This is a genomic window from Porphyrobacter sp. THAI-01a (genome assembly GCF_056868655.1).
Map to the genome: position 1 here is coordinate 3,019,501 of NZ_CP180579.1, position 24,263 is coordinate 3,043,763.

The following is a 24,263-nucleotide window of genomic DNA, read 5'->3' on the forward strand; positions in this document are numbered from 1 at the left end:
CATCGCGTGCGGCCCCTCAGAACGGCGAGATCATGTTGAAGAAGCGGCTCAGCCAACCGGGGCGGCTCGCCTGCTGGACGGCACCCTTGCCCGAATAGATGATCCGGGCATTGGCGACCTGCGAGGAGGCGAGGCGGTTGTCGCTGTCGATGTCGACCAGCCGGATGCGGCCGGCGAACTGCACCCACTCGTCTCCCTGGCTGAACATCATCTGCTTTTCTCCGACCACTTCGGCGGTGCCGTTGGGGTAGATCGCGGCGATGGTGACCGCGACCGCACCGTTGAGGCGGCTCTGCTGCGCGGCATTGCCCCCGCCCGTGAACGACCCTTCGGCGGCAGCTTTAAGGGCCTCGGGGTTCAGGAAATTGAGCGGGCCGCGGGTCGGCGGGGTGATGCCGAAGCTTCCCTCGCGCGCCGTTCGCCCTTGCGTGCTCTTGGTGGTGGTGGTCGCCTCGGTGAGGATGATCGTCACCATGTCGCCCAGCTGGCGCGCGCGGGTGCCGGTGACGAGGCCGGCATAGCCGCTCCCCGTCTGGAAGATCGCGCCTGCACTGGTCGCAGGGCTGATCGGCGGCGGCGCGCTGACCGGCAGGGGATCGCTGACGCCTGCAGCGACCTGCGCTGCCCCCGGCGGCGGCGGCGCGGCAAAGCCCGGCGCGGGGCCCTTGCCGCCCAGCCCGCCGCAAGCGGCGAGCCACAGCGGCGCGGCGAGGATGGCGAGACGGCCCTTCATGCGATGCCTCACGCTGTTTCTCACAGGGTCTGGTTGGCGTTGCGCAGCATCTCGTCGACCGCGCTCACCATCTTGGAGTTGATCTCGTAGGCGCGCTGGGCCTCGATCATCTCGACCAGCTCCTCGACCACGTTGACGTTCGACTGTTCGAGCATCCCCTGACGGATCTGCCCGCGCCCGTTCTCGCCCGCGAAGCCCAGTTCGGCGGGGCCGGAGGCGGCGGTTTCGACGAGGAAGTTGTCGCCGATCGCGCGCAGGCCCGCCGGATTGACGAAGCTCGCCACGGTCAGCTGGCCGAGCAGCGTCGGCTCGGCATTGCCGGGGGTGAGCGCGCTCACCGTGCCGTCGGGTGCGATGGTGATCGACTGCGCGCCGGCGGGCACCTGCAAGGGCGGCTGGAGGGCATAGCCCTGCGCGGTGATCAGCGTGCCGTCGTTCGAGAGCGTGAAGTTGCCCGCGCGGGTGAAGCCGATCTGCCCGCCCGGCGGCAGTTCCACCTGGAAGAACCCGTCCCCGTCGAGCGCGAGGTCAAGCACGTTGCCGGTGCTCGCGAGCGTCCCCTGCGTCGAGATGCGCGTGGTGCCCTGCACCTGCACGCCGGTGCCGAGGTTGAGGCCCACCGCAAAGGCCGTCTGCCCGGTCGAGGCCTGCCCCGCGACGCGCTGTTCCTGATAGGCGAGCGTGGCGAAGTCGGCGCGGTCGCGCTTGAAGCCGGTGGTGCCGATATTGGCGAGATTGTTGGCGATGACGCGCATCCGCGCGTCCTGCGCCTCCAGGCCCGTGCGGGCGACGTGAAGGGCCGAAGTGGGCATGGGTCAGGTCTCCTTGGAATGGGTCAGCGCAGCGCCATGAGGCCGCTGCCGGCCTCGTCGATCTCGCCCGCCGTCATAATGATCCGCGCGCGCTGTTCGAAGGCGCGCTGCGCCTCGATCATCTGGACGAGGGTGTCGGCGGTCTCGACGTTCGACATCTCGAGCGCGCCGGGCTTGAGGCGGGCGGTGGGATCGGGGGGCAGCACACCGCCGCCGGGCACCTTGAGGAAGCTGTCGATCCCCTTGGCGAGCGGGCTGCCTTCGGAATTGACCAGCCGGATGCGGTCGATCGCCTCGGCGGCGGCATTGGGCGTGGCGGGATCGCTGGCCAGCACCGTGCCGTCGGCGGCGAGGCTGACGGCAAAGCCCGGGGGCACGGTGATCGGCGTGCCGCCCTCGCCCAGCACGGCGAGCCCCTCGCCATTCTCGAGCACCCCCGAGGCCGCCACCCGCAGGTCGCCGCGGCGGGAGTAGATCTCGCCCTGCCGGTCGGGGGACTGGAAGGCGATCAGCGCCTTGCCCTCCAGCGCGACATCGAGCGGATTGCCGGTCGGCACCACCCGGGCGGCCTTCATGTCCGCCCCGCGCACGTTGCCGCGCGCCATGGCGCGGGCCTGCAGCGAGCCGTCCTTCAGCGTCGCCGGGGTGACCGCGAAGACCTCCTGGCGGAAGCCCGGCGTCGAAGCGTTGGCGAGGTTGTTCGCCACCACCCGCTGCCGGTCCATCGCCGCGTTCATCGCGGTCATGGCGGTGTAGATCAGCCGGTCCACGCCTCAGCGCCCCTTACTGCTGCCGCAGGTTGATGACGGTGGTGGAGATCTGCGTCGCGGTGTCGATCGCGCGGGCATTGGCCTGGAAGTTGCGCTGCGCGGTGAGCAGCGAGACCATCTCCTCGGCCAGATCGACGTTCGAGCGTTCGAGCGCGCCGCTGATCATCTCGCCGAAGGAGCCGATGCCGGGATTGCCGAAAACTGCCGCGCCGGAATCGCCGGTCGCCTGGAACTTGGTCTGCCCGATGGTGCGCAACCCGCCCGGCGCGGGGAAGGTCGCCAGCGCCACCTGCCCGACCGGCGCGGTGCTGCCGTCGGCATAGGCGGCGATCACGATCCCGCGCACGTTGATGGTGACATTGGCGAGGGTCGAGCCGGCGGCGTTGGTGATCGGCACGTCGACATCCGCCGGCACGTTCGAGGTCGGATTGCCCGCGGCGTCGACCGGAAAGGCCTGCAGGCGGTTGCCCCAGGCATCCTCCAGCTCGCCCGCCGCGGTCAGGCGGAAATTGCCGTTGCGGGTGTAGGACACCTCGCCCGAGAAGGGATTGGAGAGCGCGAAGAACCCGTCGCCGTCGATCGCGAGGTCGAGGCTGCGGCCGGTCTGTTCGAGCGGGCCGAGCACGAAATCCTGCGTGATCCCGGCGATGGTCGCGCCGATGCCCGGGCTGCGGCGCGGATCGGTGGCGGAGCCGGTGGCGACCAGATCGGCGAACTGCACCGAGCTTTTCTTGAAGCCCACGGTCTCGGCATTGGCGATGTTGTTGGCGATGACGCGCAGGTCGGTCTCGGCGTTGCGCAGACCGGACAGGGAAGTGAAGAACGACATGGTGCTGTGATCCTTTCAGCGGGTGGGGCGGTTCAGGGTTGCGGGGCGGTCACGGCGCGGGCCGTGGCCTCCTGCGCCGCGATCAGGCGGTCGAGCTTGGCAGAGATGTCCTCCAGCGTCGCGCCGCTCTCGGTCTGGGCGGCGAGCGCGGAGAACTGCGCCATCTGCGCCAGCATCTCCTTGTTGTCGGCGGGCGCGAGCGGGTCCTGCATGGTCAGCTGGGTGGTCAGCAGGCGCAGGAAATCGGCCTGGCCGAGCGTCTGCATCCCGCTGCCCTTGAGCCGGGAGGGGGTGTTGAGCCGGTCGAGCGTGGCCCGCGCAGCCGGGTCGACGGTGGTAGTGGTGGTGGTCATCACTGGCTCCTCAGGGTTTCGAGCATCAGCTGCTTGGCGGTCTGGAGCGCCTGCACCAGGTTCTGGTACTGGCGGGCGCTCTCCATGATCTCGACCATCTCGGCGGTCTCATCGACCGGGGCCTCGAAGACGAAGCCGTCCTTGTCGGCGAGCGGGTGGCCGGGATCGTGGCGCCTCGTGGGCGCGGTCTCGGCACGCACGAGGCCGCCGGCGGTGACCCCGGCGAGGCCAGAGGCGCGGTCGAGCTCGGTGGCGAAGACGGCGCGGATCGGGCGATAGGCGCCCTCCTCGCTCGATGAGACCGACCCGGCATTGGCGAGGTTCGAGGTCGCCGCGTTCATCCGCACCATCTGCGCGCTCATCGCGCGGGTAGTCATGGAGAACAGCGTCATGGGGCTGCGGTCGGGCATCGCGCTCACTCGCCCTTCAGCGCGCGGGTGATGGTGTTGACCTTCCCCTGCACGAAGCTGAGCGTCGCCGAATAGGCGACCGCGTTCTCGGCGAAGGCGACCTGCTCGCGGGCGAGTTCGACCGTGTTGCCGTCGAGCGAGGGCATGGTCGGCGCGCGCCACACCATCCCGGCCTGCGGATTGGCGGCCGTCGTGCCCCGCGCCCGGGCGAGGCGGGCGTCGAGCGCGGCGTTGAAATCGATGTCGCGCGCCTTGTAGCCGGGGGTCGCGGCATTGGCGATGTTCGACGCGATCACCCCCATGCGCTCGGAACGCAGGGTGAGTGCGGCGCCGTGGATACCGAAAAGTCGCTCGTTCACGCGTCGGGGCTCCTTGCTGCTGCGGGGCGGGCCCGCGGGGTCGGGGCGATGGTCAGCAGGAAGCGTGCCAAACCACCGTGCGACGGGGCGGGCGAGGGCGAGACCCGCCGGGGGCGGCAGGCTTTTGCCGCCCGCACGGACACGACGGGGCAAGCCCGTGCCGCTGGCGCAGGCGGGCTTAATCGCTTCAATTCCCTGCCGTTCTGTGGGTGTCACCAGCAGGAGGGATCCGCCATGCCGCCCAGTTTGTCGTCGCTCTTCGATCCCGGCTCGCTGGCCATTGTGATCGCGGGAACCGTGCTCGCCACGGTGGCGCGCTGCGGGTGGCGCGATTTCGGCGCGGCGCTGCGGGCAGCCGGCGGATTGCTGCGCGGCGGCTTCGCGGTCGAGGCCAACCGCAGGGCGCTCGCCCGCGCGATCGAGGCGATCCGGCGCGACGGCCATCACCGCGCCGACCCGGCCCTGCCGCCCGACCGCGCACTGGGGCTGATGCTCGAGACATACCTGCGCCACGGCGCGCTCGAGGCGCTCGGCGGGGTCCGCCGCGCCGAACGCGCGCTCGACGAGGCGCGGCGGGTCAATGCGGCGCAGGTGTTCGGCTGGGCGGGCGAGCTTGCCCCGGTGTTCGGGCTGGTCGGCACGCTCTACGGCCTCTCGCAGCTCGCCCCGCCTGCGGGTGCGGGGTCAAGCGCGGTGATCATGCACGCGGTCTCCACCGCCGTGCTGACCTCGCTCTACGGCGCCCTCATCGCGCACCTGCTGTGCTATCCGCTGGCGAGCGCGATCGAGCGGCGCGGCCTTGCCGAGGAGCAGGAGCGCGACACCCTCGCCGAATGGTTCATCGTCCAGATATGCGGTGCCGAGGCCGCAGACCGGGCGCGCCGCGCCCACCTCAGGGGTGTCGCATGAGCAGCCTTGCCGCCCATCCGCGAACGGGCGCGCGCACGGGACACGGCTGGCAACTGATCCTCGCCGATCTCGCGCTGATCCTGTTCCTGCTGACGCTCTCGGCCATGCCCGCCGCCGAGGCCGAGACCGGGCAACGGCTCGCCGACCGGGCCGCGCGCGACAAGGAGGCGGAAGGCGTGCCCCTGCCGGAGATCGCGGGTGCGCAGGCGCTGTTCCGGCCCGTCCCCGGCGGTCCGGCGCTGGGCGAATGGCTCGCGGCGCAGGCTCCCGATCCGCGCGCGACGCTGACGGTTCTCGCCACCCATCCCGCAGGCGGCGAGGCGCAGGCCTGGGCGCGGGCGCAGGCGCTCGCCGCAGAGGCGCGGGCGCGCGGCACGCGGGTGCGGATCGTCATCACCGCGGGCAGCAAGGAGGAGCTTTCCGCCAGCCTCGCCTATGACGCGCAGCTGGCGGAGACCGGTCGCGGGGAGTCCTGAGCGGTCAGCCCAGCTCCACCCGGTTGCGGCCCTGCTGCTTGGCGCAATAGAGCGCGGCATCGGCACGGGCGAGGGCGCTGCGGATGTCGGGATCCTCTGTCACCTCGGCCACGCCAGCGGAAAAGGTGATCCGCCCGAAAGGCTGGCCGGTATCGCGGTTCATCAACAGCTTCGCGCCCTGGGCGCGGCGGATCGCGTCGAGCCGGCCCTTGGCGGCCTCCTTTCCGAGACCGTAAAACAGCAGCACGAATTCCTCGCCCCCGTGACGCGCGACGAAGCAGGAATCGCCCGCCATCTCGGTCAGGGTCGCCGCCAGCGCGCACAGCACCCGGTCGCCCGCCGCGTGGCCGTGGCGGTCGTTGACCTGCTTGAAATGATCGACATCGCAGAAGGCGATCGCCAGCGGCTCGCCCTTCGTCCGGGTTTCCATCGCCGCCGAGACCAGCCGCCGCTCGAAGGCGCGGCGATTGGGCAGGCGGGTAAGGTGATCGACATCGGCCTCGATCCGCGCCTTGGCGAGGCTCTGGCGCAGGGACGCGGCCTCCGCCTCGCTGCGCGCCATCGCCGCCTCGGCCTGCTCGATCCGCGCGAGCATCGCCCGCGACAGGTCGAGCACCTGCGCCAGTCCCTCTGGTCCGGCCAGCGTCTCGATCTGCACCCCGATCGCGCCGCGATGGTCGCTCGTCTCGCTCTGCGCCGCACGCGCGGTCTGGGCGAAGCGCATCAGCGCATATTCGAGCTTGTCGGACAGGGTCTCGAGCGCGGCGATGCGGCTGTGCCCGTCGGGATCGAGCCGCGCCAGGGTGTCGAGCCAGCGCTGGTCGACCGGCTCGCCCGAAGCCTCGCGCTGCACCAGCGCGCTCGCCAGTTCCGGGTGCGATCCCGACAGGGCGCCGCACACGGTCGCAAGGTTCTGGGCGGTCACCGCGAGATCGTGCCGGATGACGAAATCGCCGATCCGCTCGAGCAGCTGGCGCCGCGCCTCCTCGGCACGGCCTTCGGGGGGAGCCGAGGCATCGGCAGACTTGGCGCGGGCACGGGCGGCACGGGAGAAACCGGAAGCAAAGGGCATGGCAGGTCGCGGGCTTGAAGCTGGTGATTGTCGGTGGCGCGGGACTTAGCGGCTTATGCTTAAGCGCCCGCGCGGCCCAACCCGGGGAAACTGCGTAGCGAGGCGCTTGGCATGGCCCTTGCTGCTCCCCGGGCACCAATTCCCGCGCCGGGCACGATCCCGGCGCGCACGACACGAAAGGCCCGACACATGGACACGACCACATCCCGGCTCCAAGGCTGGCGGTTCATTCCGCTGGTCCTGCCGATGCTGCTGCCGCTGTGCGATCCCCCCGCGGCGGCGCAGGCGCGCGTCACTGATCCGGCAGAGATCGACCGTGCGGTGGCGGCCTTCACCGGCGCGGCGACCGGCACCCCCGGCGGCGCGCGGGTGCCTGCCGATCCGCGCCTGCGGCTCGCCGCCTGCGGGGGGGCGCTGGCGGTGAGCTGGCACACGCCTGCAAGGACGGCGGTGCAGGTCGAGTGCCCGGGCCCCTCCAGCTGGCGGATCTTCGTCGCCGTCGCGCCTCCGCAGGGCGGCCCCGCCGCCGCGCGCGTCGCGCCCGCCGTCAGGCGCGGCGATGCGCTCACCATCATGGTGCGCGGGCGCGGCTTCAGCGTCCAGCAGTCCGGCGAGGCAATGGAGGCGGGCGGCGTCGGCGACTGGATCTTCGTGCGCACCGGCCGCAAGGCCGAGGGCCTGCGCGCCCGGATCGAGCGCCCCGGCCTCGCCGTCATCCCCGCCGGATGATGCCTGCGCCGCCGGCCCTTAAACTGCCCTTTCCGCCGCCGTTCTCGCCCGCAGAGACCTGATCGAAGGATAGACCAATGCCCTCTGTCGAACTGAGCAAATTGCCGAGCGTCAGCGCCGCCCGCGCCGTGACCCCCGGCGAGCGCGCGCAGATCGAGGCGCGCACCCGTCCCGCTCCCGCCGCCGCCACTCCCGGCGCGGCGCCGGGCATCAGCCTCGAGGTGAGCGCCGCCGCCGAAGCGGTGAGCCCGCCGGTCGATGCCGAGCGCGTCGCCCAGATCCGCGAAGCGCTACGCGACGGCTCCTACCCGCTGGTGCCGACCCGCATCGCCGACGCCATGATCGCCGCGCAGGTCAGCCTGTCGCTGCCCGAGCGGAGCTGACGTCGTGGCCGAGGTCTTCGTGCCCGCGCGCCGCCCCGCCGCGCCGCCCGCCCCGGCCACCCCGCTGGCCGGTGCCCTGCGGCAGATGATTGCCGTTCTCGAACGCGAGCGGCAGGCGCTTGCCGCGCTCGATGCCGACGGCCTCGTCGGCGCGGCGCAGGACAAGGAGGCGCTGTGCGATGAAATCGCCGCGATCGGCCCCCAGCCGCTCGACGGCGAGACCCGCACCCTTGCCGAGACCGCGCGCCAGCTGAACGAAGTCAACCGCCGCGTGCGCAATCTGCTCGCCGCCAATGTCGCGGCGCGGATCGAGGCGCTGGGCGGGCCGCGGCGGCTGCCCCGGGTGACCTACGCCCCGGCGCGTGCCTAGGGGTTCTTGCGGAGGCCAGACCCGGCCCGTCTGGCACGCGCTTTGCTAAATCCACCCCGGAAGGCGCCGCAGTCCCGCGCGCGCCCGCAGCAGGTGGAGGGCGCGTGAGCCATTCCTCGACATCGCTGAACATGCCCGCCGGTTCGATCCGCGCCGGGTTCGAAAGCGCCGCGCGCGCCCATGCCGCGGTGCGCGCAGGGGCCGAGGGGCGCGATGCGCCCGCCGCCCGCCAGATCGCCGCGCCGCGCGGACCGGTCGAGGCCGCGATCGCCAATGCCGCGCGGGCGACCAGCGTCGATTTCGACTACCTTCTCGCCCAGGCCGAGGTCGAATCCGCGTTGGACCCCGACGCCCGCGCCGCCACTTCGAGCGCGACCGGGCTCTACCAGTTCATCGAAAGCACCTGGCTCGACACCATGAAGCGCCACGGCCACCGCTTCGGGCTGGGCCACGTTGCCGACCAGATCGACGTGGCCGCCTCAGGCAGCGCCTGGGTCGCCGATCCGTCGCAGAGGGCGGCGATCCTTGCGCTGCGCAGCGATCCCGCAATCGCATCGCTGATGGCCGCCGGCCTCGCCGAGGACAACCGCGCGCACCTGATGCCGATCCTCGGACGCCAGCCGGGGCATGGCGAGCTCTATCTCGCCCATTTCCTCGGTGCGGGCGGCGCGGGGCGCTTCCTGTCCGAATTGCAGGCCGACCCGCACCAGAGCGCGCCCGCGCTCTTCGCCCGCCCGGCCGCCGCCAATCGCGGCATCTTCTACGCCCCCGACGGCACCCCCCGCAGCCTCGCGCAGGTGATGGACGTGATCGAGGGCAAGCTCGGCCGCGCGCTGGGCCGCGCCAGTGACGGGCGCGCGGCGAATTTTGCGCGCGCGGACTATGGGAGGCCGACCGGCGTCGGCGCGGGCTTCACCCCCGCCCCCTATCTGATCGCCGACGAGGCGGTGTTCGGCCCCGGCATCCCCCCGGCCCTGACCCAGTCCTCGCTGCCGTCCCCCACGCTGCGCCCTGACCGCAGGCCGCCGATCTCGCAGATCCTCGGCAGCACCTTCGGCACCGATCCCGCCGCCCCGCCGCAGGTGCGCCGCGCCTATGAGCGGCTGAAGGCGCTCGGCCTGTGACGCCTGCCGTGCCCGCCCCTCTGTCCGCCCGCTTCGGTCAGGTGCCCGCCGCGCTGGCGCTGCCTGTCGGCATCTTCGCGCTGCTGGCGCTGATGGTGCTGCCGATCCCGGCGCTGCTGCTTGACATCTTCTTCGTGCTCAACATCGCCATTTCCATCGCCGTGCTGATGGTCGCGCTGAACGCCCGCCGTCCGCTCGATTTCTCGAGCTTCCCGAGCGTGCTGCTGTTCGCGACCCTGCTGCGGCTCGCGCTCAACGTCGCCTCGACTCGCGTCGTGCTGGTCCACGGCCACGAGGGCGGGGCTGCGGCAGGCCACGTGATCGAGAGCTTCGCCGCCTTCCTGGTGGGCGGCAATTTCGTCGTCGGCCTGTTCGTCTTCGCGATCCTGATGATCATCAACATGATCGTCATCACCAAGGGCGCGGGCCGCGTCTCGGAAGTCTCGGCGCGCTTCGTGCTCGATGCGCTGCCGGGCAAGCAGATGGCGATCGACGCCGACATCGCCGCCGGGCTCGTCACCGCCGACGAAGCGCGCGAGCGCCGCCGCGAGGTGACCGTCGAGGCCGATTTCTACGGCTCGATGGATGGTGCGAGCAAGTTCGTGAAGGGCGATGCGATGGCGGCGCTGCTGATCCTCGGGGTCAATATCGTCGCGGGCTTCGCTATCGGGATGATCTCCCACGGTCTTAGTGCCACCGAGGCGGGCGAGGCCTATGTGACACTTGCCGTCGGCGATGCGCTGGTGGCGCAGGTGCCCGCGCTACTGCTCTCGATTGCGGCGGCGGCGATCGTCACGCGAGTGAGCGACCAGCGCGATCTTGCAGGTCAGATCGGCGGCCAGTTCGCCGACCCGCGCGGCTGGCTGCCGGTGGCGCTGATCCTCGGCGCGGTGGGTCTCGTGCCGGCCATGCCGCAGGCCTTCTTCCTCCCCGGCGCAGCCATCGCTGCCGCGATCTGGTGGCACTTGAAACGCCGTGCCGCCGCGCCGCAGCCGGTGATCGAGGCCGCCGAGGAGGTCGCCCCCGATCACATCGCTCTGGCCGATGTGGCCGACAGCACGCTGGTGACGATCGAGCTCGGCTACGGCCTCGTCGGTCTGGTCGATGCAAGTCAGGGAGCGCCCCTCGTCACCCGCATCACCGGGATCAGGAAGCAGCTCTCGCGTGATCTCGGCTTCGTGCTGCCGCAGTTCCGGATCCGCGATTCGCTCGATCTGGCGGCGCAGGACTATGCCGTGCTGATGGGCGGGGTGAGCATCGCCCGCGGCAGCGTGCGCCCCGGCAAGCTGCTCGCCATCGACGCGGGCGACGTACGCCCCGGGCACGGGCTCACCGGCGAGCCGACCCGCGACCCCTCCTTCGATTGCCCCGCCCTGTGGATCGCCCCCGCCGCGCGCGACCATGCCGTGGCCGAGGGCTTCCTCGTGGTCGATCCCGCCACCGTCATCGCCACCCACGCCAATCAGGCGCTGCTTGCCGAGGCGCACCAGCTCCTGGGCCCTGACGAGGTGCGTGAATGGGTGGACGGGCTGAAGACCCGCGCCCCCGCACTGGTCGAGGCGGTGCATCCCGACCCGCTCCCCCTCGCCGCGCTGACCCGCACCCTGCGCGCGCTGATGGCCGACGGGATCGGGCTCGCCCACCCCCAGCCGCTGTTCACCGCGCTCGCGCTGGCCTTGCAGAAGACCAGCGATTTCGACGCGGTGATCGACGCCGTGCGCGCCGACCTCTCGGGGCGACTGGTGGCGCGCATCGCCGGGCCGGACGAGCCGCTCAAGGTCGTCACGCTCGATGCGGGGCTGGAGGCGGCGATCCTCGGCGGGATGCTCGATCCTGCCACCGGTCAGCCGCTGATCGAGCCCGATTGCGGGGCGATGATCCTGCGCGAGATCAACGCCATCACCGATGCCGAGGGCGGCGCGCTGGCGCTGATCGTACAGCCCCCCGCGCGCCGCGCGCTCGCCGCGATGCTCAAGCTGCGCGCGCCCCGCTGCCTCGTGCTCTCGATCGCCGAACTGCCTGCCAGCCAGCCGATCGCCGTGGTCGGCACCATCGGCGCGGGCGGCGAGCCCCCCGTCCTCGCCGCCCCCGAGGGGCTTGCCGCATGAAGCACGATCACGCCGCTTTCGGGGCTCTTGTCCAGCCCTACGCGCCGTCGCGCGCCGAGGTGGAGGACCGGGTGCGCCGCTTCCTCCCGCTGGTGCGCCGCACCGCCTGGCACATCAACGGGCGAGGCCGGGAAGGTCTGGAGATCGAGGATCTGGTGCAGGCCGGCATCCTCGCGCTCACCGAATGCGCCCAGCGCCATGCCGGGCCGACCGAGGACGGCTTTGCCGCCTATGCCAAGATCAGGGTGCGCGGCGCGATGCTCGACGAGGTGCGCCGCACTGCCCACGACAGCCGCACCGCGCGGGCAAAGAGATCGGCCTACGAGCGGGCGCTCGCTTCGCTTCGCGGGTCACTGGGCCGCGAGCCAAGTCGTGCGGAACTGGCCGAAAGGCTCGACATTTCGGACGCCGAACTGCTCGCGATCGAGGCCTCGGGGGTCAAGCTCACCCCGATCGAGGACGCCTATGACGAAAGCAACCTCGCCTTCGCCAGCGACGATCCCGACCCCTTCGAGGCGCTGTGCGAGGCGGAAGATCGCGAGCGGCTGATCGCGGCGATGGTGAGGCTCCCCGACCGGCTGAAACTGGTGCTGCAACTGTTCTTCGTCGAGGAATTGAACCTCACCGAGATCGCCGCCGTGCTGGAGGTCAGCGTGCCGCGCGTCCACCAGCTCAGGGCCAAGGCGCTGAAGGACCTGCGCGCGCTGCTCGAGGCGGCCTGACGCCCCGGTGCGGATAGCGGGGCTGGCGAGGGCCTTCGATGATGCTAGGGCATCGCCGAGGGGGAACCGCCGGGCCATGCTGCGCACGATCACGAACAATTTCGCCATCCTGACGCTGGCGGGCGTGGCGCTGGCGTGGTTTTTCCCGCCCGCCTTCACCTGGATGACCGACGGGAGCATCCGCTTCGCCGGGCAGCCGCTGCTTTCGCTCGCGCTCGGGGTGATCATGCTGGCAATGGGGCTGACGCTGACCTTCGAGGATTACCGGGCGCTCGCAGCGATGCCGCGCGCGCTGCTGGCAGGCGTGGCGCTGCAATTCACAGTGATGCCGGTGGCGGGCTTCGTCGTGGCGAAGGGGCTGGGGCTGGAGCCGGGGCTGGCGGTGGGGTTGATCCTCGTCGCGTGCTGCCCGGGGGGCACCGCGTCGAACATCGTCACCTATATCGCGCGCGGGCACGTGGCGCTGTCGGTGGCGATGACCATGGCCTCGACGCTCGCCGCGGTGGTGCTGACACCGCTGCTGACAGGGTGGCTGGCCGGAGCCTACGTGCAGATCGACCGGTTCAACCTGCTGGTCCAGATGGTGAGCATCGTGCTGGTGCCGGTGGTGGCGGGGACGCTCCTCAACCGCCTGTTCCCACGCGCCGCGGCGCGGGTGAACGCGGTGCTGCCGCTGGTCGCCATCGTGCTCGTGATCCTGATCGTGGGCGGGATCGTCGGCGGGTCGAAGGCGCAGATCATCGCCAATGCGGGCGTGCTCTTGCTGGCGACCTTCCTGCTCCACGCGCTGGGTTTCGCGCTCGGCTACCTGCTGGCGCGGGTGCTGAAGCTGGGCGAGGTCGAGGCGCGGACGATCAGCATCGAGGTGGGGATGCAGAATTCGGGCCTCGGCTCAGGGCTGGCAAAGACCCCCGCCTTCGCCGCGCAGTTCGCGGACGTGGCGCAGGCCGCCCTCGCCCCCGTCCCGGCGGCGATTTCGGCGGTGTGGCACGTGGTGATCGGGAGCCTGCTCGCGGGGCGGTGGCGGCGGCGGGCTCCGGAGCGGTCCGGCACGCGCGATTGACATGGAAAAGATTGCTGCGATGCTGGACCCGGGGACATCGCGGGGGGCGATGTCGGGGGCAATATCATGGCAAACACAGCGGCGCCGCCACGCGTCGTCGGGCCGCTCGCCTCGGCACTGATGAACGTCAACGGCATGATCGGTGCAGGCATCTTCGCCATGCCCGCGATTCTTTACAGCGCGCTCGGCAACTTCGCGCCGTGGATGATCCTGCTGGTGGGATCGCTGGTGGGATGCTCGGCGCTGGTGATCGCCCAGCTGGCTTCGATGTTTCGCCAATCGGGCGGGCCGCAGCTCTACGCGCAGGCCGCCTTCGGTGACGGGCCGGGGTTCCAGATCGGCTGGTTGCTGCTTTGCGCCGTCATCGCCTCGCGCGCGGCGAATTTTCATGTGCTCGTGACCTATCTTGCGGCGATTTTCCCGTTCTTCGAGGAACCGCAGATCCATACCCTGACGGTCCTGGCGCTGATCGGTCTGCTCACCTGGATCAACATCCTCGGGATGAAGGCAGCGGTGGGCGGGCTGCTGGTGGGCACGGCGCTCAAGCTTTGCCCCATCCTGCTGGTTTGCGTCGTCGGCTATGCCAAGGCGGGCATCGTAGCCGAGTTCACGATGCCGACGTTCGGCGCGGTGGAGGGCACTGCGCTGCTCGTCTACTACGCCTTTTCGGGCGGGTTCTCGAACACTTACGCGGCGGGCGAGGTCGCCAACCCGCGGCGCACCATCCCGCGTTCGATCATCGTCTCGCTCGCCAGCACCATTGCGCTCTACATGTTCGTGCAGTTTGCCTTCAACGCCGTGGCACCAGAGGTGGGCGATGGAGGTACCCCTCTAGCCGCGATGGGCGGTGCTTTGCTCGGCGACACGGGCAGCCTGCTGATGGCGCTCGCGGCGATTTTCTCGATCGCGACGAACCAGCACTCGATGTACATGGCAGGCCCCCGCGTGCTTTACGGGATGGCGCGGCGCGGCCTGCTTCCCGCCACCTTCGCGCACCTCGCGCCGCACAGCGAAGTGCCTGACCGGGCCATCTACCTGTTCTCCGGGCTGATCGTGCTGCTCTCGCTTACCGGAGGCTTTGCCTTCCTGGCCGAGGTCATGGGCCTTGCCTCCCAGATCATCACGCTGAGCGCGCTCGGTGCCTTCATCGTGTTGCGGCGCAGGGGGCAGGAAGGCCACCCGGTCGGCGTGGGGCCGGGCTGGTATCTGTGCATCGCGATCGCCGCGTCCTTCGCCATCTTCGCGTCGGCGCAAGCGAACCTCGCGGCGTTCGGCTTGCTCGGCGCACTGGTCGTGCTCGGCACGGGGCTGTATTTCGTCGCCCGGCGCGACGAGACATTCGTCCCCGAGCCCGAATTCGACTAGCCGCGCTTCAGGAGAACATCCCCCGCTTCGGCCCGAGGTAGCCGAACAGGTAAGCCCCCACTTTTCGCATCTGGATCTCCTCCGAGCCCTCGGTGATGCGATACCGGCGGTGATGCCGATAGATGTGCTCGAAGGGCTTGTGCCGCGAATAGCCGATGCCGCCGTGGACCTGCATCGCCCGGTCCGCCGCCTCGCAGACCAGCCGGTTCGCCCAGTAATTGCACATCGAGACCTTGTCGGAGATGGTCTTCTCGATCTGCTCATGGGGCATGTTGTCCATCTCCCACGCGGTCTTGAAGATGAGGAGGCGCAGCATCTCGGCCTGCGTCGCAAGCTCCACCAGCGGGAACTGGATCGCTTGGTTCCTCGCCAGCTCCTCGCCGAAGGGCTTGCGCTCGCGGGCATATTTCACGCTCTCGTCGATGCAGTAGAGCGCCGCCCCGCAGGAGCTCGCCGCCTGCCGGATACGGTTCTGGTGGACGAAGCTCTGCGCGAGCGCCAGCCCCCGGCCCTCCACGCCGAGGATCGCGCTGTCGGGCACCCAGACGTTGGTGACGCTGAGGCGCGGGTGGTCGGTGGGCATGTTGAAGGTCCACATCCATTCGTCGATCTCGAGGCCGGGCGTGGGGTTGGGGACGAGGAAGCAGGTGATCCCGCTCGCGTCCCCCGCCTTGCCCGCCGTCCGCGCGAACATCGCGCAGTGGGTGGCGACGTGCATGCCGGTGATCCACATCTTCTCGCCGTTGATCAGCCAGCCGTCGACCCCGTCACGGGTCTCCCGCACGGCATGGGTTTCCATATGGGTGGCGTCGGAGCCGTGGTGCGGTTCGGTCAGCCCGAAAGCGACGCGCCGGGTGCGCTCGAAGCCGCCGAGGATGAACTCCTGCTTCTGCTCCTCGGTGCCCCACTGGTCGAACATGGCGACGAAGGGGAAGTTGCCGACGATCGAGTGCTCGTTCTGCAAGTCGTTGTGCAAGCCCAAGCCCTGGCGCGCGAAGTGCTCGCGGATCACCGCCATCCACAGGTTGCTGCCGTCCTTGCCGCCATAGCGCTTGGGCGCGGAGAAGCGCCAATGCCCGGCCTTGTCGGCGCGGCGGGTGGCCTCCTTCAGAAGCTCCTCCCACTCGTGCCGGGGCAGCCCGCCGCGCTCCCAGTCGGTGCGCGCGTGCTCGCGGCGGTGGTCAAAGAAGCGGATGTTGTCATCCTGCTGCTCCAGAGGCTTGATCTCGGCGGCGATGAAGGCGTCGAGCTCGTCGAGATAGGCCTGAAGGTCGGCGGGGATGGCGAAGTCCATTAGTTCTCTCCGGTCCATTTTCTTCGCGCTTGGGCCAGCGCGGGATATTTCGGCACATCCTGCGCGACGGCCGCGAGTATCGCGCCTCGCAATTCCGCCAGCACCTGTTGATCGGCAAGGCTTGTCTCCCCGGCCAGCATCCGGGTGGCGAGGGCAGGGTTCTCGGTCGCCGGGATCGAGCCAAGGGAGAAGCGCGCAATCATGCCCAAGGCATTGCGGGCGACAGCGTATTGAAAGCGGTCATGCCCCTCGAAGCGGTCCTTGACGCTGCCGAGCCACTCGAAGATCGCCTGCGCGAGTTCGCCGTCGGTCGCCTCGCCCCTGGGCGCGGGCCGGGTTTCCAGGACAACCGGCCGCGCCCGCTCCTCCTCCGGCGCATCCTTTTCGAGCAGTAACAGCAGGTCGAGTTCCTGCTCGCTGGTCCGGCGCGAGATCACCGCGCGTTCGAGCATCCGGTCCGCGCCGCTGCGCCACTGTGCGGCCATCTTGAGGCAACCCAAGGCCCACCAGACGGTGCGGTAGATGGTCCAGAAGCGGAACCTTGCGGGATCAATTGTGACGCCCGCCTCGACCTCGTAGGCGGCGATGTAGTCGTCGATGCTCCCCAGCCCCAGCGCGGGGCGGTCGTAGCGGGCGAAGCGCCACACGGCCATGCAGCCGAAGGCAAGGTCTTCGTGGCGGTCGCCGAAATGGGCGATCTCCCAGTCGAGCACGCCGGTCAGGCGCGAGCCTTCGACCAGCAGGTTGCCCATGCGGTAATCGCCATGGTTGAGGACGGGCTCGACGGGCGGGGGGCAGTTGTCCTCGAGCCATTTGAGGCCGAGCGCGATGATCGGGCGATCACCGCCCGCAGTCATGAACTGCTCCTTGAGGTCGGCGATGGCGGCGCGGTAGTCCATCACCGGCACGCCTGCGGGCACGTCGGCCTGCCGCAAGCGATGGATGCGGGCGAGGTCGCGGGCGATGACTCGCAGCAGCCCGTCGGGATCGTTGCAGGCGAGAATGACCTTGGGATCAGCCGTCCCCGGCAGGGCGCGCATCAAGAAGCCCGAGCCTAGCCCGTCGCCCTCCTCAAGTACCGCCACCACCTCCGGCGCGGTGACGCCCTTGGCGCGGGCCGCCTCGATCAGCGCGGCCTCGGTGGCGTGGCCATAGGGCCGCCCCTCCATGAAGGCGAGGCTCGGCGCGCGGCGCAGGACGTAATCGGAACCGCCAGCCGAAAAGCGCCAGCTTTCCATCACCGCCCCGCCCGTCAGGCGCTGCGGCGCCAAAGACAAAGCGCCGAGACCGGCGCGGGCACACACCCGCGCCAGCCCGGCGCTCAGATCGTCAACGCCGATCCCCACAGGCTCAGGCGGGGACGTTGTCCTTCTTCACGGTGATCACCTGCGCGTAGGTGAACTCCTTGAGGCCTTCCTTGCCGTATTCGGCCCCGAAGCCCGACTGCTTGTGCCCGCCGAAGGGCGCGAAGGGCGAGAGGTGGAGGTATTCGTTGATCCACACCGTGCCGGTTTCGAGCTGCTCGGCGATCTCCACGCCCTTCTCGGGATTGCCGGTCCACACCGCGCCGGCGAGGCCGTATTCGGAATTGTTTGCGCGGCTGATGACCTCCTCCTCGGTGGAGAACTTCATCAGCGGCATCACCGGGCCGAACTGCTCCTCGGCCACGATCCGCGCATCCTCGGGCGGGTTGTCGAGAATGGTCAGCGGCACGAAGTAGCCGGTGCCCGAGGGGTCAACGTTGCCGCCCAGCAGGAACTTGTAGCCGTTCGACTTCGCATCCTCGATCAGCTCGAGCACGCGCTCATACTGCTTTTTGTTCTGGATCGGGCCGACGCCCGTGCCCTGCTCGCTGCCGTCGCCGACCTTCACGGTCTTGGCGTATTCGACGATGGCGGCGCTGAGTTCATCGTAGATGTCCTCGTGGATATAGACGCGCTTGGCCGCGACGCAGATCTGCCCGGCGTTCGAGAAGCTCGACCAGAACAGCTGCTCGGCGACCTTCTTGGGATCGGCATCGGGGAGCACGATCGAGGCATCGTTGCCGCCCAGTTCGAGCGTGATGCGCTTGAGGTCGGCCGAGGCGCCCTCCATGATTTTCTTCCCCGTCGCGGTCGAGCCGGTGAAGGTGATCTTGTCGATGTCCGGGTGGCTGGTGATCATCGGGCCGAGGTCGTCCTCGCCGGTGATGATGTTGACCACACCGGCGGGCACCACGCCGGCGATCAGCTCGGCGATCTTCAGGGTGGTGAGCGGGGTGAAGGGCGAGGGCTTCAGGACGATGGTGCAGCCCGAGAGCATCGCGGGGACGATCTTCTGGATCGCCATCATCACCGGGAAGTTCCACGGCACGATCCCGCCGACCACGCCCACCGGCACGCGGCGCACGCGGTGGAGGCGGGTGTCGTCGTCCTGCACGATCTCCTCGTCGAGGCTCAGCGTCGATTGCGCCGCCGCCATCCCGGCCGCGCCATAGATCTCGCCGCGGGCCTGGTCGTGGGGCTTGCCCTGCTCGCTGGTCAGCAGGCGGTAGAGCTCCTCGGCATTGGCCTTGATCGCGCCCGAGATCGCCATGATCGCGGCGCGGCGTTCCTCGATCGGGGTGTTCTTCCAGGTCTTGAATGCGGCGCGCGCGGCGGCGACGGCCTTGTCGAGCTCCGCCTTGCCGCAGGCCGGGACCTGCCCGATCACCTGCTCGGTGGCGGGGTTGACGACATCGAGCCAGCGGTCGGTCGCGATCATCTCGCCGCCGATGAGGTTCTTGTACTGGGTGACCATGTTCGTTCCTCTCTAACGAATGGGGGACTCGTCTCTCTCGCCCAAGGTTGGCGCGTTGCATCCGAAAACGCAATCGCTGCTTTGCCGCCCAGCCTAGCGACCGGCCCGCGCGCGATCACCTGACGATTGCGCTATTCGCAGCCTCGCTTATGGAAGCGGCCGGAGACCGACGAGAGGAGCCGACGCGCATGACCGACCCCCGCCCCGATCTGGTGATCTACGGCAGCCCCGTTTCGCCCTTCGTGCGCAAGGTGGCGAGCCTGTGCCTGCTCAAGGGCGTCCCCCACGAGGTCGAGGCGGTGAATGTCTTCTCGCCGCCCGAATGGTTCGTCGACATCTCGCCGATGAAGCGCATCCCGGTGCTGCGCGACCGCAGCGTGGCCGAGCAGGGCAGCGGGGGGACGATCCCCGATTCCTCGGCAATCTGCGCCTATATCGAGAAGAAGCACCCCGAACCGGCGCTCTATCCGGCAGAGCCCATGGCCTATGGCGAGGCGCTGTTCATCGAGGAATTCGCCGACACATCGCTGGCGATGGCGGGCGGCCTCGGCATCTTCCGGCCGATCTTCTTCGCGGTCTCCAAGGGCGAGGAGCCGGGGCTCGACAAGGCGCGCGAGACCTGGGCCAAGCAGATGCCGCCGCTGTTTGACGTGCTCGAGACGCGGCTTTCGGGCGCGGCGTTCTTCGCCGGCGATGCGCTGTCGATCGCCGACATCACCGTCGCCCACGTCATGCTCCAGATCGCGCTGGTCGCGGAGATGCCGCTCGGCCGCTGGCCCGCGCTCGAACGCCATTTCGCCGCGATGTTCGCGCTCCCCGAGATCGCCGGGCCCTACCAGGCTGCGGACAGGATCATCCGCAAGGCCTTGCCCAGCCGCTTCGACCTGACCTAAGGCCCTGAGGGAGCAAGAGAGGGTAGAGCCACGCATGGCCAGCGAATGGTGCATCGGGATCATCGGCGGATCGGGCCTCTATGCCATCGACGGCATCGAGGACGCGCAGTGGATCGCGATCGAGACCCCGTGGGGCGATCCATCGGACGAGATCCTGTGCGGGACACTCGGCGGGGTGAAGGTGCGCTTCCTCCCCCGCCACGGGCGCGGCCACCCGATCAGCCCGACCGAACTGAACGCCCGCGCCAACATCGATGCGCTGAAGCGCGCCGGCTGCACCGATATCCTCGCGATCAGCGCGGTGGGCTCCCTGCGCGAGGAGCTCGAGCCGGGGCGCTTTGCCGTGGTCGAACAGTTCATCGACCGCACCGTGGCGCGCCCCAGCACCTTCTTCACCAGCGGCTTCGTCACCCACGTCTCGATGGCGGACCCGGTCTGCCCGCGCCTGTCCGACATGGCAGCGAAGGCCATCGCCGCCGCCAAGGGCAAGGTCGCGGTGGGAGCGACCTATCTCGCCATGGAAGGCCCGCAGTTCTCGACCCGCGCCGAAAGCCGGATGTACCGCCAATGGGGCGCGGACGTCATCGGCATGACCGCCATGCCCGAGGCCAAGCTCGCCCGCGAGGCGGAGCTGCCTTACGCCCTCGTCGGCATGGTCACCGACTATGATTGCTGGCGCGACGGCGAGGCGGTGGATGTGGCCGAGGTCGTCCACCAGATGCAGGCCAACGGCGCGCTCGCCCGGGCGATGGTGAAGAACTTCATCGCCGCCCTGCCCGAGGCGCGCGAGCCCTCCCCGATCGACACCGCATTGGACGATGCCGTGATCACCGCGCCCGACGAGCACGACCCGGCACTGATGGCGAAGCTCGACGCGGTGGCGGGGCGGTTGTTCGGCTAGGGCTTTTCACGGAGAGCGGGGCGCGGCCTCCTCAATCCTTTCCGGTTAACAGGGCGACGAGTCACGCGTCGAAACTCCCTGCAAGGAACAACCGGGCCGCCCGTCCATGAGCATCCAGCACACGAGCCAGAGGGGCGGCCTCGCGCTGCTCGGCATCCTCGCCTTCGCAATCCTTTTCAGTGCCTACGGGATCAACACCGTCCGCTTCGGGGGCGAGATCCACCGCGTCAACCAGCAGCTGCACGAGTTCAACGCCGACATCCTGCCGCCGCCCGCCTATCTGGTCGAAGCCTATCTGGTCACCAATCTGGTCGCCCGGGCGCCGGACCAGGTCGAAAATCTCGCGGCCAAGCTGGAGGTGCTCGAACGGCAGTGGCGCGAGCGTGCCGATCACTGGGCGGAGTCCGATCTCGATCCCGCACTCAAGGCCGGCATCGCCGCCACGGTCGCGGAGGACGGCGCCGCCTTCTGGCAGATCGTCGACGACCGCCTGATCCCGGCGGCTCGGGCCGGCGACGTGGATGCCAAGGCGCGCGCGCTGGCTGCGCTCGATGCGGTCTATGTGCGGCATCGCGACCGGATCGACGCGCTCGTCAAGGGCGCGGCCGAGCGCCAGAAGGAGCTTGAACAGAGCGCCGACGGCACGCTGACGGCGATCTTCGCCGGGCTGGTTGCGGTGGTGGTGATCGTGCTGCTCGCCATCGGCGGCGCGCTGGTCATGCTCCGGCGCAAGGTGATCGTGCCGATCGCGAGCACCGCCGAAACGATGCAGCGCATGGCCGACGGCGATCTCGATGCGGGGCGGCGCGAGCACCACAGCCGCGACGAAATCGGCACCATGACCCGCGCGATCGAGGTGTTCCGCAAGAGCGCCCTCGAGGCGCAGGAGGCCGATGCCGAGCGCAGGCGAATCGTCGGCGTGCTGCGCGAGCGGCTGAGCGCGATGGCGGCCGGCAATCTCGACGAGCCGATCGAGAGTTTCTTTGCCGAGGCCTACAAGGGCATCCGCATGGACTTCAACCAGGCCCAGGCGGCACTGCGCGACGTGATCCATTCGGTGGTGCACTCCGCGCACGAAATCCACCGCAGCGCCAGCGAGGTGAACGAGGCCGCCGCAGACCTGTCCGAACGCACCGCCCGCCAGGCCGCGACGCTGGAGGAGACCGCCGCCGCGCTCCAGCGCACCAACAAGGGCATCCAGTCGAGTTCCGAACTGGCGCAGCAGACCAATGCCGAGGTCGCGCTGGCCCGCCAGAACGCGACCAGCAACCGCCAGATCGTCGAAACCGCGATCGAGGCGATGGCGCAGATCCAGACCTCCTTCGCCGAGGTCGCGAACATCACCGACCTTATCCAGAACATCGCCTTCCAGACCAACATCCTCGCGCTCAATGCCGGGGTCGAGGCAACCCGTGCGGGCGAGGCGGGCAAGGGCTTCATCGTCGTCGCCAACGAGGTGCGGGCACTGGCGCAGCGGTCCTCCGAGGCGGTCACCGCGATCCAGCAGCTGATGGCCAGGAGCGGCGAGAGCATCGCCAACGGGTCGCAGCAGGTGGCGTCTTCGGGCAATGCCCTGCGCGAGATGATCGCGATTATCGACCGCGTCAGTCAGCGGGTGGAGGACCTCGCCGCCGCCTCGAGCGCGCAGGCGAGGCATCTCGACGAGGTCGACGCGGCCGTCTCGGCGCTTGAGCGCGACACCCAGCAGAACGCCGCAATGGCGCAGCAGTCGAGCGCGGCGAGCGAATTGCTGCGTCAGGAAGTGACCCGGCTGACCCAGCGCACGGCGGTGTTCACCCGCACCGCGCCGGCGAGCGCCGAAAGCGCGCCGGTCGACCTGCGGCTCTACGGCTGAGGCCGACGCGCCCCCGCTATTGCAGGGTGACGATTTCCTCGCCGCCGTCGTGGCGACCGTAGAACTGCATCAGCTGGACCAGCAATTCGCAGCGATCCGCCAGCGTCTCGGCCTCGAGCAGCGCCTGCTTGCTGGCCGGATCGAAGGGCGCGATCTGGGAGACGCCGTTGATCAGCGAGCGGTCGTCGAGCCGTTCGACCGAATCCCAGTCGACCGAATAGCCCTGGGCGTCGGCGAAGGCCCGCGCCTCGCGCTCGAACCCGCCGCGCTGGGCGTGAGTGAGGGTCTCGTCCTCGGCCTCGTCATAGATGTCCGCTTCGACCTGGCGATAGGCCGTGGCGACCTCAAGCTCGCGCACCAGCCGGAACCGGGCGGTGCCTTCGAGGATGAGGTTATAGCGCCCGTCGTCCATCGCCTGGATCTCGCCGATCCGCCCGACGCAGCCGACCTGATAGAGCGGCGCGCCCTCGACGGGACGCTGGGGCTGGATCATCGCGATCAGCCGGTCGCGAATGAGCGCATCGCCCACCATGGCGCGATACCGCGGCTCGAAGATGTGGAGCGGCAGCTGCATCCCGGGAAACAGCACCGCGCCCGTCAGGGGGAAGATGGCAAGTCGCTTGGTCATCCGAACAATACGCGCGAAAGGCGCCGGCGGACGCCGACCACCCATTCGTCTTCGAGCCCGGTGGCCTCGAAGATCTTGAGCAGCTTGGCGCGCGCCGCGCCCTCGTTCCATTCGCGGTCGGCGGCGATCATGGCGAGGAGGGTATCGGCGGCCTCGTCGCGACTGCCGGCAGCGAAGGCGGCCTCGGCAAAGGCGAACTGCGCGTCCATGTCGGCCGGGTCGGCCTGTGCGGCGGTGCGAAGCGCGGCGAGCTCGCCGTCGTCGACGCGGGTGCCCGCCAGCTCCAGAGCGCTGCGGGCCGGCGCAATCGCGGCATCGGCGGCAAGACGCGGATCGCTGTCGATCACTTCCATCACCTGCCGCGCCTGATCAACCTCGCCCATCTGCACCAGTGCGCGCACGAGACCCACATGGGCCGGCGCGTTGTCGGGCGCGAATTCAGTGATCTGGGCGAAGATCGACGCGGCGCGCTGGGCATCGCCCGCGGAGAGCGCCTCCTCGCCCATCTTCACGAACTGCGCGAGCTCTTCCGCCGAAGGGCCCTGCGGCGCGGCACCGTCGGCCGCCCCACCCTGCACCGGAAGCTGGGCGAGCAGCTGGTCGAGCACGCCCTTAAGCTGCGATTCGCTGCGCGCATTGGTGAGGTCGGCGACCGGTTGGCCCTGGAACATCGCATAGACCGTCGGGATCGAGCGCACCTGGAACTGCGCGGCGATGAACTGTTCCTCGTCGACATTGATCTTGGCGAGCACCACGCCCTTGTCGGCATACTCGGCGGCGACCTTCTCGAGCACCGGGGTCAGCGCCTTGCACGGGCCGCACCACTCGGCCCAGAAATCGAGGATCACGAGTTTCGTTTGCGACGGATCGACCACCGTCTTGCGGAAACGCTCGACCGCCTTCTGTTCCTCGATGCTCAGTCCCATGCTGGCCAAGTTGTCTGCTCCTGCTGTGTCGCGCGCCGCTGCGCGCCCGTGCCCCAATGTGGGGCGCCTTGCGCGGATGTGAAGCGCCCGCCTGTGCTGGCCCGTCCCCCTCGCGCGATCAACCCCCGACGGCGACAATTTTGCGCTTGCAGGCACAGAAAGGCGCTGCTAATCGCGCCGCCTCTCCGGCAGGAACGATCGCTCAGGCGGTTCCTGTCAGCGCCAGTGAGCGGGCGTAGCTCAGGGGTAGAGCACAACCTTGCCAAGGTTGGGGTCGAGGGTTCGAATCCCTTCGCCCGCTCCATCGATCATCCGACATAGCTGTCAGGTCAGGCCACCGTCGCATCGTTGCGCGGCCGCCTGCGCGCGATCCGCGCGTCATCCTCCTGCCGATGCAAAAT

The 24,263-nt window shown here is 69.6% G+C and carries 26 protein-coding genes and 1 tRNA gene; 14 read left to right on the forward strand and 13 right to left on the reverse strand.

The features are described 5' to 3' along the window. Positions 1–16 precede the first annotated feature (16 nt). From ACMX37_RS14530 to flgB, 7 genes are read right to left on the reverse strand one after another with little or no spacing between them, the layout of a single operon-like run. Entirely contained in the window at positions 17–745 is a 729-nt protein-coding gene (locus ACMX37_RS14530; protein ID WP_483146612.1) for a flagellar basal body L-ring protein FlgH, read from the reverse strand. A gap of 8 nt (positions 746–753) precedes the next feature. Then, the gene (flgG, locus tag ACMX37_RS14535) at positions 754–1,545 is read right to left on the reverse strand and encodes a flagellar basal-body rod protein FlgG (protein ID WP_483146613.1); all 792 of its coding nucleotides are present in this window, start codon (positions 1,543–1,545) and stop codon (positions 754–756) included. 23 nt (positions 1,546–1,568) lie between these two features. After that, on the reverse strand, positions 1,569–2,315 hold the full coding sequence (locus ACMX37_RS14540) for a flagellar basal body rod protein FlgF (protein ID WP_483146614.1): 747 nt from the start codon (positions 2,313–2,315) through the stop codon (positions 1,569–1,571). Positions 2,316–2,328: 13 nt separating this feature from the next. Continuing rightward, positions 2,329–3,144: a flagellar hook-basal body protein gene (locus ACMX37_RS14545; protein ID WP_483146615.1), complete on the reverse strand. Its 816-nt coding sequence runs from the start codon at positions 3,142–3,144 to the stop codon at positions 2,329–2,331. Positions 3,145–3,176: 32 nt separating this feature from the next. Beyond that, on the reverse strand, positions 3,177–3,497 hold the full coding sequence (locus tag ACMX37_RS14550; protein WP_483146616.1) for a flagellar hook assembly protein FlgD: 321 nt from the start codon (positions 3,495–3,497) through the stop codon (positions 3,177–3,179). Continuing rightward, entirely contained in the window at positions 3,497–3,889 is a 393-nt protein-coding gene (gene flgC, locus ACMX37_RS14555; protein WP_483146617.1) for a flagellar basal body rod protein FlgC, read from the reverse strand. The genes ACMX37_RS14550 and flgC overlap by 1 nt, the downstream gene beginning before the upstream one ends. Positions 3,890–3,912: 23 nt before the next feature. Continuing rightward, entirely contained in the window at positions 3,913–4,266 is a 354-nt protein-coding gene (gene flgB / locus ACMX37_RS14560) for a flagellar basal body rod protein FlgB (protein WP_483146618.1), read from the reverse strand. Positions 4,267–4,500: 234 nt separating this feature from the next. Between flgB and ACMX37_RS14565 the strand changes: the two genes are divergently transcribed. Both ACMX37_RS14565 and ACMX37_RS14570 read left to right on the forward strand, forming a co-directional pair. Next, positions 4,501–5,175: a MotA/TolQ/ExbB proton channel family protein gene (locus ACMX37_RS14565; RefSeq protein WP_483146619.1), complete on the forward strand. Its 675-nt coding sequence runs from the start codon at positions 4,501–4,503 to the stop codon at positions 5,173–5,175. Further along, the gene (locus tag ACMX37_RS14570) at positions 5,172–5,651 is read left to right on the forward strand and encodes a hypothetical protein (RefSeq protein WP_483146620.1); all 480 of its coding nucleotides are present in this window, start codon (positions 5,172–5,174) and stop codon (positions 5,649–5,651) included. Before ACMX37_RS14565 ends, ACMX37_RS14570 begins: the two co-directional genes overlap by 4 nt. 4 nt (positions 5,652–5,655) lie before the next feature. On the opposite strand, the gene ACMX37_RS14575 is transcribed toward ACMX37_RS14570, so the two are convergent. Then, complete coding sequence (locus ACMX37_RS14575) at positions 5,656–6,723, reverse strand: GGDEF domain-containing protein (protein ID WP_483146621.1); 1,068 nt, start codon at positions 6,721–6,723, stop codon at positions 5,656–5,658. A gap of 189 nt (positions 6,724–6,912) precedes the next feature. Between ACMX37_RS14575 and ACMX37_RS14580 the strand changes: the two genes are divergently transcribed. The 8 genes from ACMX37_RS14580 to ACMX37_RS14615 all read left to right on the forward strand — a co-directional run bounded on the left by ACMX37_RS14580 (position 6,913) and on the right by ACMX37_RS14615 (position 14,587). After that, a complete protein-coding gene (locus ACMX37_RS14580; RefSeq protein ID WP_483146622.1) occupies positions 6,913–7,452 on the forward strand; it encodes a flagella basal body P-ring formation protein FlgA in 540 nt (179 codons plus the stop codon). A gap of 77 nt (positions 7,453–7,529) precedes the next feature. Further along, on the forward strand, positions 7,530–7,835 hold the full coding sequence (flgM, locus tag ACMX37_RS14585; protein WP_483146623.1) for a flagellar biosynthesis anti-sigma factor FlgM: 306 nt from the start codon (positions 7,530–7,532) through the stop codon (positions 7,833–7,835). Between the two features lie 4 nt (positions 7,836–7,839). After that, a complete protein-coding gene (locus ACMX37_RS14590; protein ID WP_483146624.1) occupies positions 7,840–8,205 on the forward strand; it encodes a flagellar protein FlgN in 366 nt (121 codons plus the stop codon). A 104-nt stretch (positions 8,206–8,309) separates the two neighbouring features. Next, positions 8,310–9,329, forward strand: coding sequence for a transglycosylase SLT domain-containing protein (locus tag ACMX37_RS14595; RefSeq protein WP_483146625.1), 1,020 nt, complete (start codon positions 8,310–8,312; stop codon positions 9,327–9,329). A gap of 92 nt (positions 9,330–9,421) precedes the next feature. Further along, entirely contained in the window at positions 9,422–11,437 is a 2,016-nt protein-coding gene (locus tag ACMX37_RS14600; RefSeq protein ID WP_483148421.1) for a flagellar biosynthesis protein FlhA, read from the forward strand. Then, positions 11,434–12,159, forward strand: a complete 726-nt coding sequence (locus tag ACMX37_RS14605; protein ID WP_483146626.1) for a sigma-70 family RNA polymerase sigma factor — start codon at positions 11,434–11,436, stop codon at positions 12,157–12,159. The genes ACMX37_RS14600 and ACMX37_RS14605 overlap by 4 nt, the downstream gene beginning before the upstream one ends. Positions 12,160–12,235: 76 nt before the next feature. Continuing rightward, complete coding sequence (locus ACMX37_RS14610; RefSeq protein WP_483146627.1) at positions 12,236–13,222, forward strand: bile acid:sodium symporter family protein; 987 nt, start codon at positions 12,236–12,238, stop codon at positions 13,220–13,222. A 66-nt stretch (positions 13,223–13,288) separates the two neighbouring features. Further along, positions 13,289–14,587, forward strand: a complete 1,299-nt coding sequence (locus tag ACMX37_RS14615; RefSeq protein WP_483146628.1) for an APC family permease — start codon at positions 13,289–13,291, stop codon at positions 14,585–14,587. Between the two features lie 7 nt (positions 14,588–14,594). Here the strand turns inward: ACMX37_RS14615 and ACMX37_RS14620 are convergent, their stop codons facing one another. From ACMX37_RS14620 to ACMX37_RS14630, 3 genes are read right to left on the reverse strand one after another with little or no spacing between them, the layout of a single operon-like run. Continuing rightward, a complete protein-coding gene (locus ACMX37_RS14620) occupies positions 14,595–15,881 on the reverse strand; it encodes an acyl-CoA dehydrogenase family protein (RefSeq protein ID WP_483146629.1) in 1,287 nt (428 codons plus the stop codon). Next, entirely contained in the window at positions 15,881–17,227 is a 1,347-nt protein-coding gene (locus ACMX37_RS14625; RefSeq protein WP_483146630.1) for a phosphotransferase, read from the reverse strand. Before ACMX37_RS14625 ends, ACMX37_RS14620 begins: the two co-directional genes overlap by 1 nt. A 4-nt stretch (positions 17,228–17,231) precedes the next feature. Continuing rightward, entirely contained in the window at positions 17,232–18,659 is a 1,428-nt protein-coding gene (locus ACMX37_RS14630) for an aldehyde dehydrogenase family protein (RefSeq protein ID WP_483146631.1), read from the reverse strand. A gap of 188 nt (positions 18,660–18,847) precedes the next feature. Between ACMX37_RS14630 and ACMX37_RS14635 the strand changes: the two genes are divergently transcribed. The 3 genes from ACMX37_RS14635 to ACMX37_RS14645 all read left to right on the forward strand — a co-directional run bounded on the left by ACMX37_RS14635 (position 18,848) and on the right by ACMX37_RS14645 (position 22,308). Further along, the gene (locus ACMX37_RS14635) at positions 18,848–19,552 is read left to right on the forward strand and encodes a glutathione S-transferase family protein (RefSeq protein WP_483146632.1); all 705 of its coding nucleotides are present in this window, start codon (positions 18,848–18,850) and stop codon (positions 19,550–19,552) included. A 34-nt stretch (positions 19,553–19,586) separates the two neighbouring features. After that, positions 19,587–20,453 (forward strand): S-methyl-5'-thioadenosine phosphorylase, encoded by an 867-nt coding sequence (mtnP, locus tag ACMX37_RS14640; protein WP_483146633.1) that lies wholly within the window; start codon positions 19,587–19,589, stop codon positions 20,451–20,453. 106 nt (positions 20,454–20,559) lie between these two features. Beyond that, positions 20,560–22,308, forward strand: coding sequence for a methyl-accepting chemotaxis protein (locus tag ACMX37_RS14645; RefSeq protein ID WP_483146634.1), 1,749 nt, complete (start codon positions 20,560–20,562; stop codon positions 22,306–22,308). Positions 22,309–22,324: 16 nt separating this feature from the next. Here ACMX37_RS14645 and ACMX37_RS14650 read toward each other — a convergent pair whose 3' ends face one another. Next, a complete protein-coding gene (locus ACMX37_RS14650) occupies positions 22,325–22,936 on the reverse strand; it encodes an LON peptidase substrate-binding domain-containing protein (protein WP_483146635.1) in 612 nt (203 codons plus the stop codon). Further along, positions 22,933–23,862, reverse strand: coding sequence for a tetratricopeptide repeat protein (locus ACMX37_RS14655; RefSeq protein WP_483148422.1), 930 nt, complete (start codon positions 23,860–23,862; stop codon positions 22,933–22,935). Before ACMX37_RS14655 ends, ACMX37_RS14650 begins: the two co-directional genes overlap by 4 nt. Before the next feature lie 229 nt (positions 23,863–24,091). Here ACMX37_RS14655 and ACMX37_RS14660 point away from each other — a divergent pair. Beyond that, a tRNA-Gly gene (locus ACMX37_RS14660) sits at positions 24,092–24,166 on the forward strand. The last annotated feature ends 97 nt before the right edge of the window (positions 24,167–24,263 follow it).

Coding starts and splice junctions, on each gene's coding strand:
- flgG (WP_483146613.1), bottom strand. CDS start 1,545: ATGCCCACTTCGGCCCTTCACGTCGCCCGCACGGGCCTGGAGGCGCAG.
- ACMX37_RS14545 (WP_483146615.1), bottom strand. CDS start 3,144: ATGTCGTTCTTCACTTCCCTGTCCGGTCTGCGCAACGCCGAGACCGAC.
- ACMX37_RS14550 (WP_483146616.1), bottom strand. CDS start 3,497: ATGACCACCACCACTACCACCGTCGACCCGGCTGCGCGGGCCACGCTC.
- flgC (WP_483146617.1), bottom strand. CDS start 3,889: ATGACGCTGTTCTCCATGACTACCCGCGCGATGAGCGCGCAGATGGTG.
- ACMX37_RS14565 (WP_483146619.1), top strand. CDS start 4,501: ATGCCGCCCAGTTTGTCGTCGCTCTTCGATCCCGGCTCGCTGGCCATT.
- ACMX37_RS14570 (WP_483146620.1), top strand. CDS start 5,172: ATGAGCAGCCTTGCCGCCCATCCGCGAACGGGCGCGCGCACGGGACAC.
- ACMX37_RS14575 (WP_483146621.1), bottom strand. CDS start 6,723: ATGCCCTTTGCTTCCGGTTTCTCCCGTGCCGCCCGTGCCCGCGCCAAG.
- ACMX37_RS14580 (WP_483146622.1), top strand. CDS start 6,913: ATGGACACGACCACATCCCGGCTCCAAGGCTGGCGGTTCATTCCGCTG.
- flgM (WP_483146623.1), top strand. CDS start 7,530: ATGCCCTCTGTCGAACTGAGCAAATTGCCGAGCGTCAGCGCCGCCCGC.
- ACMX37_RS14600 (WP_483148421.1), top strand. CDS start 9,422: ATGGTGCTGCCGATCCCGGCGCTGCTGCTTGACATCTTCTTCGTGCTC.
- ACMX37_RS14605 (WP_483146626.1), top strand. CDS start 11,434: ATGAAGCACGATCACGCCGCTTTCGGGGCTCTTGTCCAGCCCTACGCG.
- ACMX37_RS14610 (WP_483146627.1), top strand. CDS start 12,236: ATGCTGCGCACGATCACGAACAATTTCGCCATCCTGACGCTGGCGGGC.
- ACMX37_RS14615 (WP_483146628.1), top strand. CDS start 13,289: ATGGCAAACACAGCGGCGCCGCCACGCGTCGTCGGGCCGCTCGCCTCG.
- ACMX37_RS14620 (WP_483146629.1), bottom strand. CDS start 15,881: ATGGACTTCGCCATCCCCGCCGACCTTCAGGCCTATCTCGACGAGCTC.
- ACMX37_RS14630 (WP_483146631.1), bottom strand. CDS start 18,659: ATGGTCACCCAGTACAAGAACCTCATCGGCGGCGAGATGATCGCGACC.
- ACMX37_RS14635 (WP_483146632.1), top strand. CDS start 18,848: ATGACCGACCCCCGCCCCGATCTGGTGATCTACGGCAGCCCCGTTTCG.
- mtnP (WP_483146633.1), top strand. CDS start 19,587: ATGGCCAGCGAATGGTGCATCGGGATCATCGGCGGATCGGGCCTCTAT.
- ACMX37_RS14645 (WP_483146634.1), top strand. CDS start 20,560: ATGAGCATCCAGCACACGAGCCAGAGGGGCGGCCTCGCGCTGCTCGGC.
- ACMX37_RS14650 (WP_483146635.1), bottom strand. CDS start 22,936: ATGACCAAGCGACTTGCCATCTTCCCCCTGACGGGCGCGGTGCTGTTT.
- ACMX37_RS14655 (WP_483148422.1), bottom strand. CDS start 23,862: ATGGGACTGAGCATCGAGGAACAGAAGGCGGTCGAGCGTTTCCGCAAG.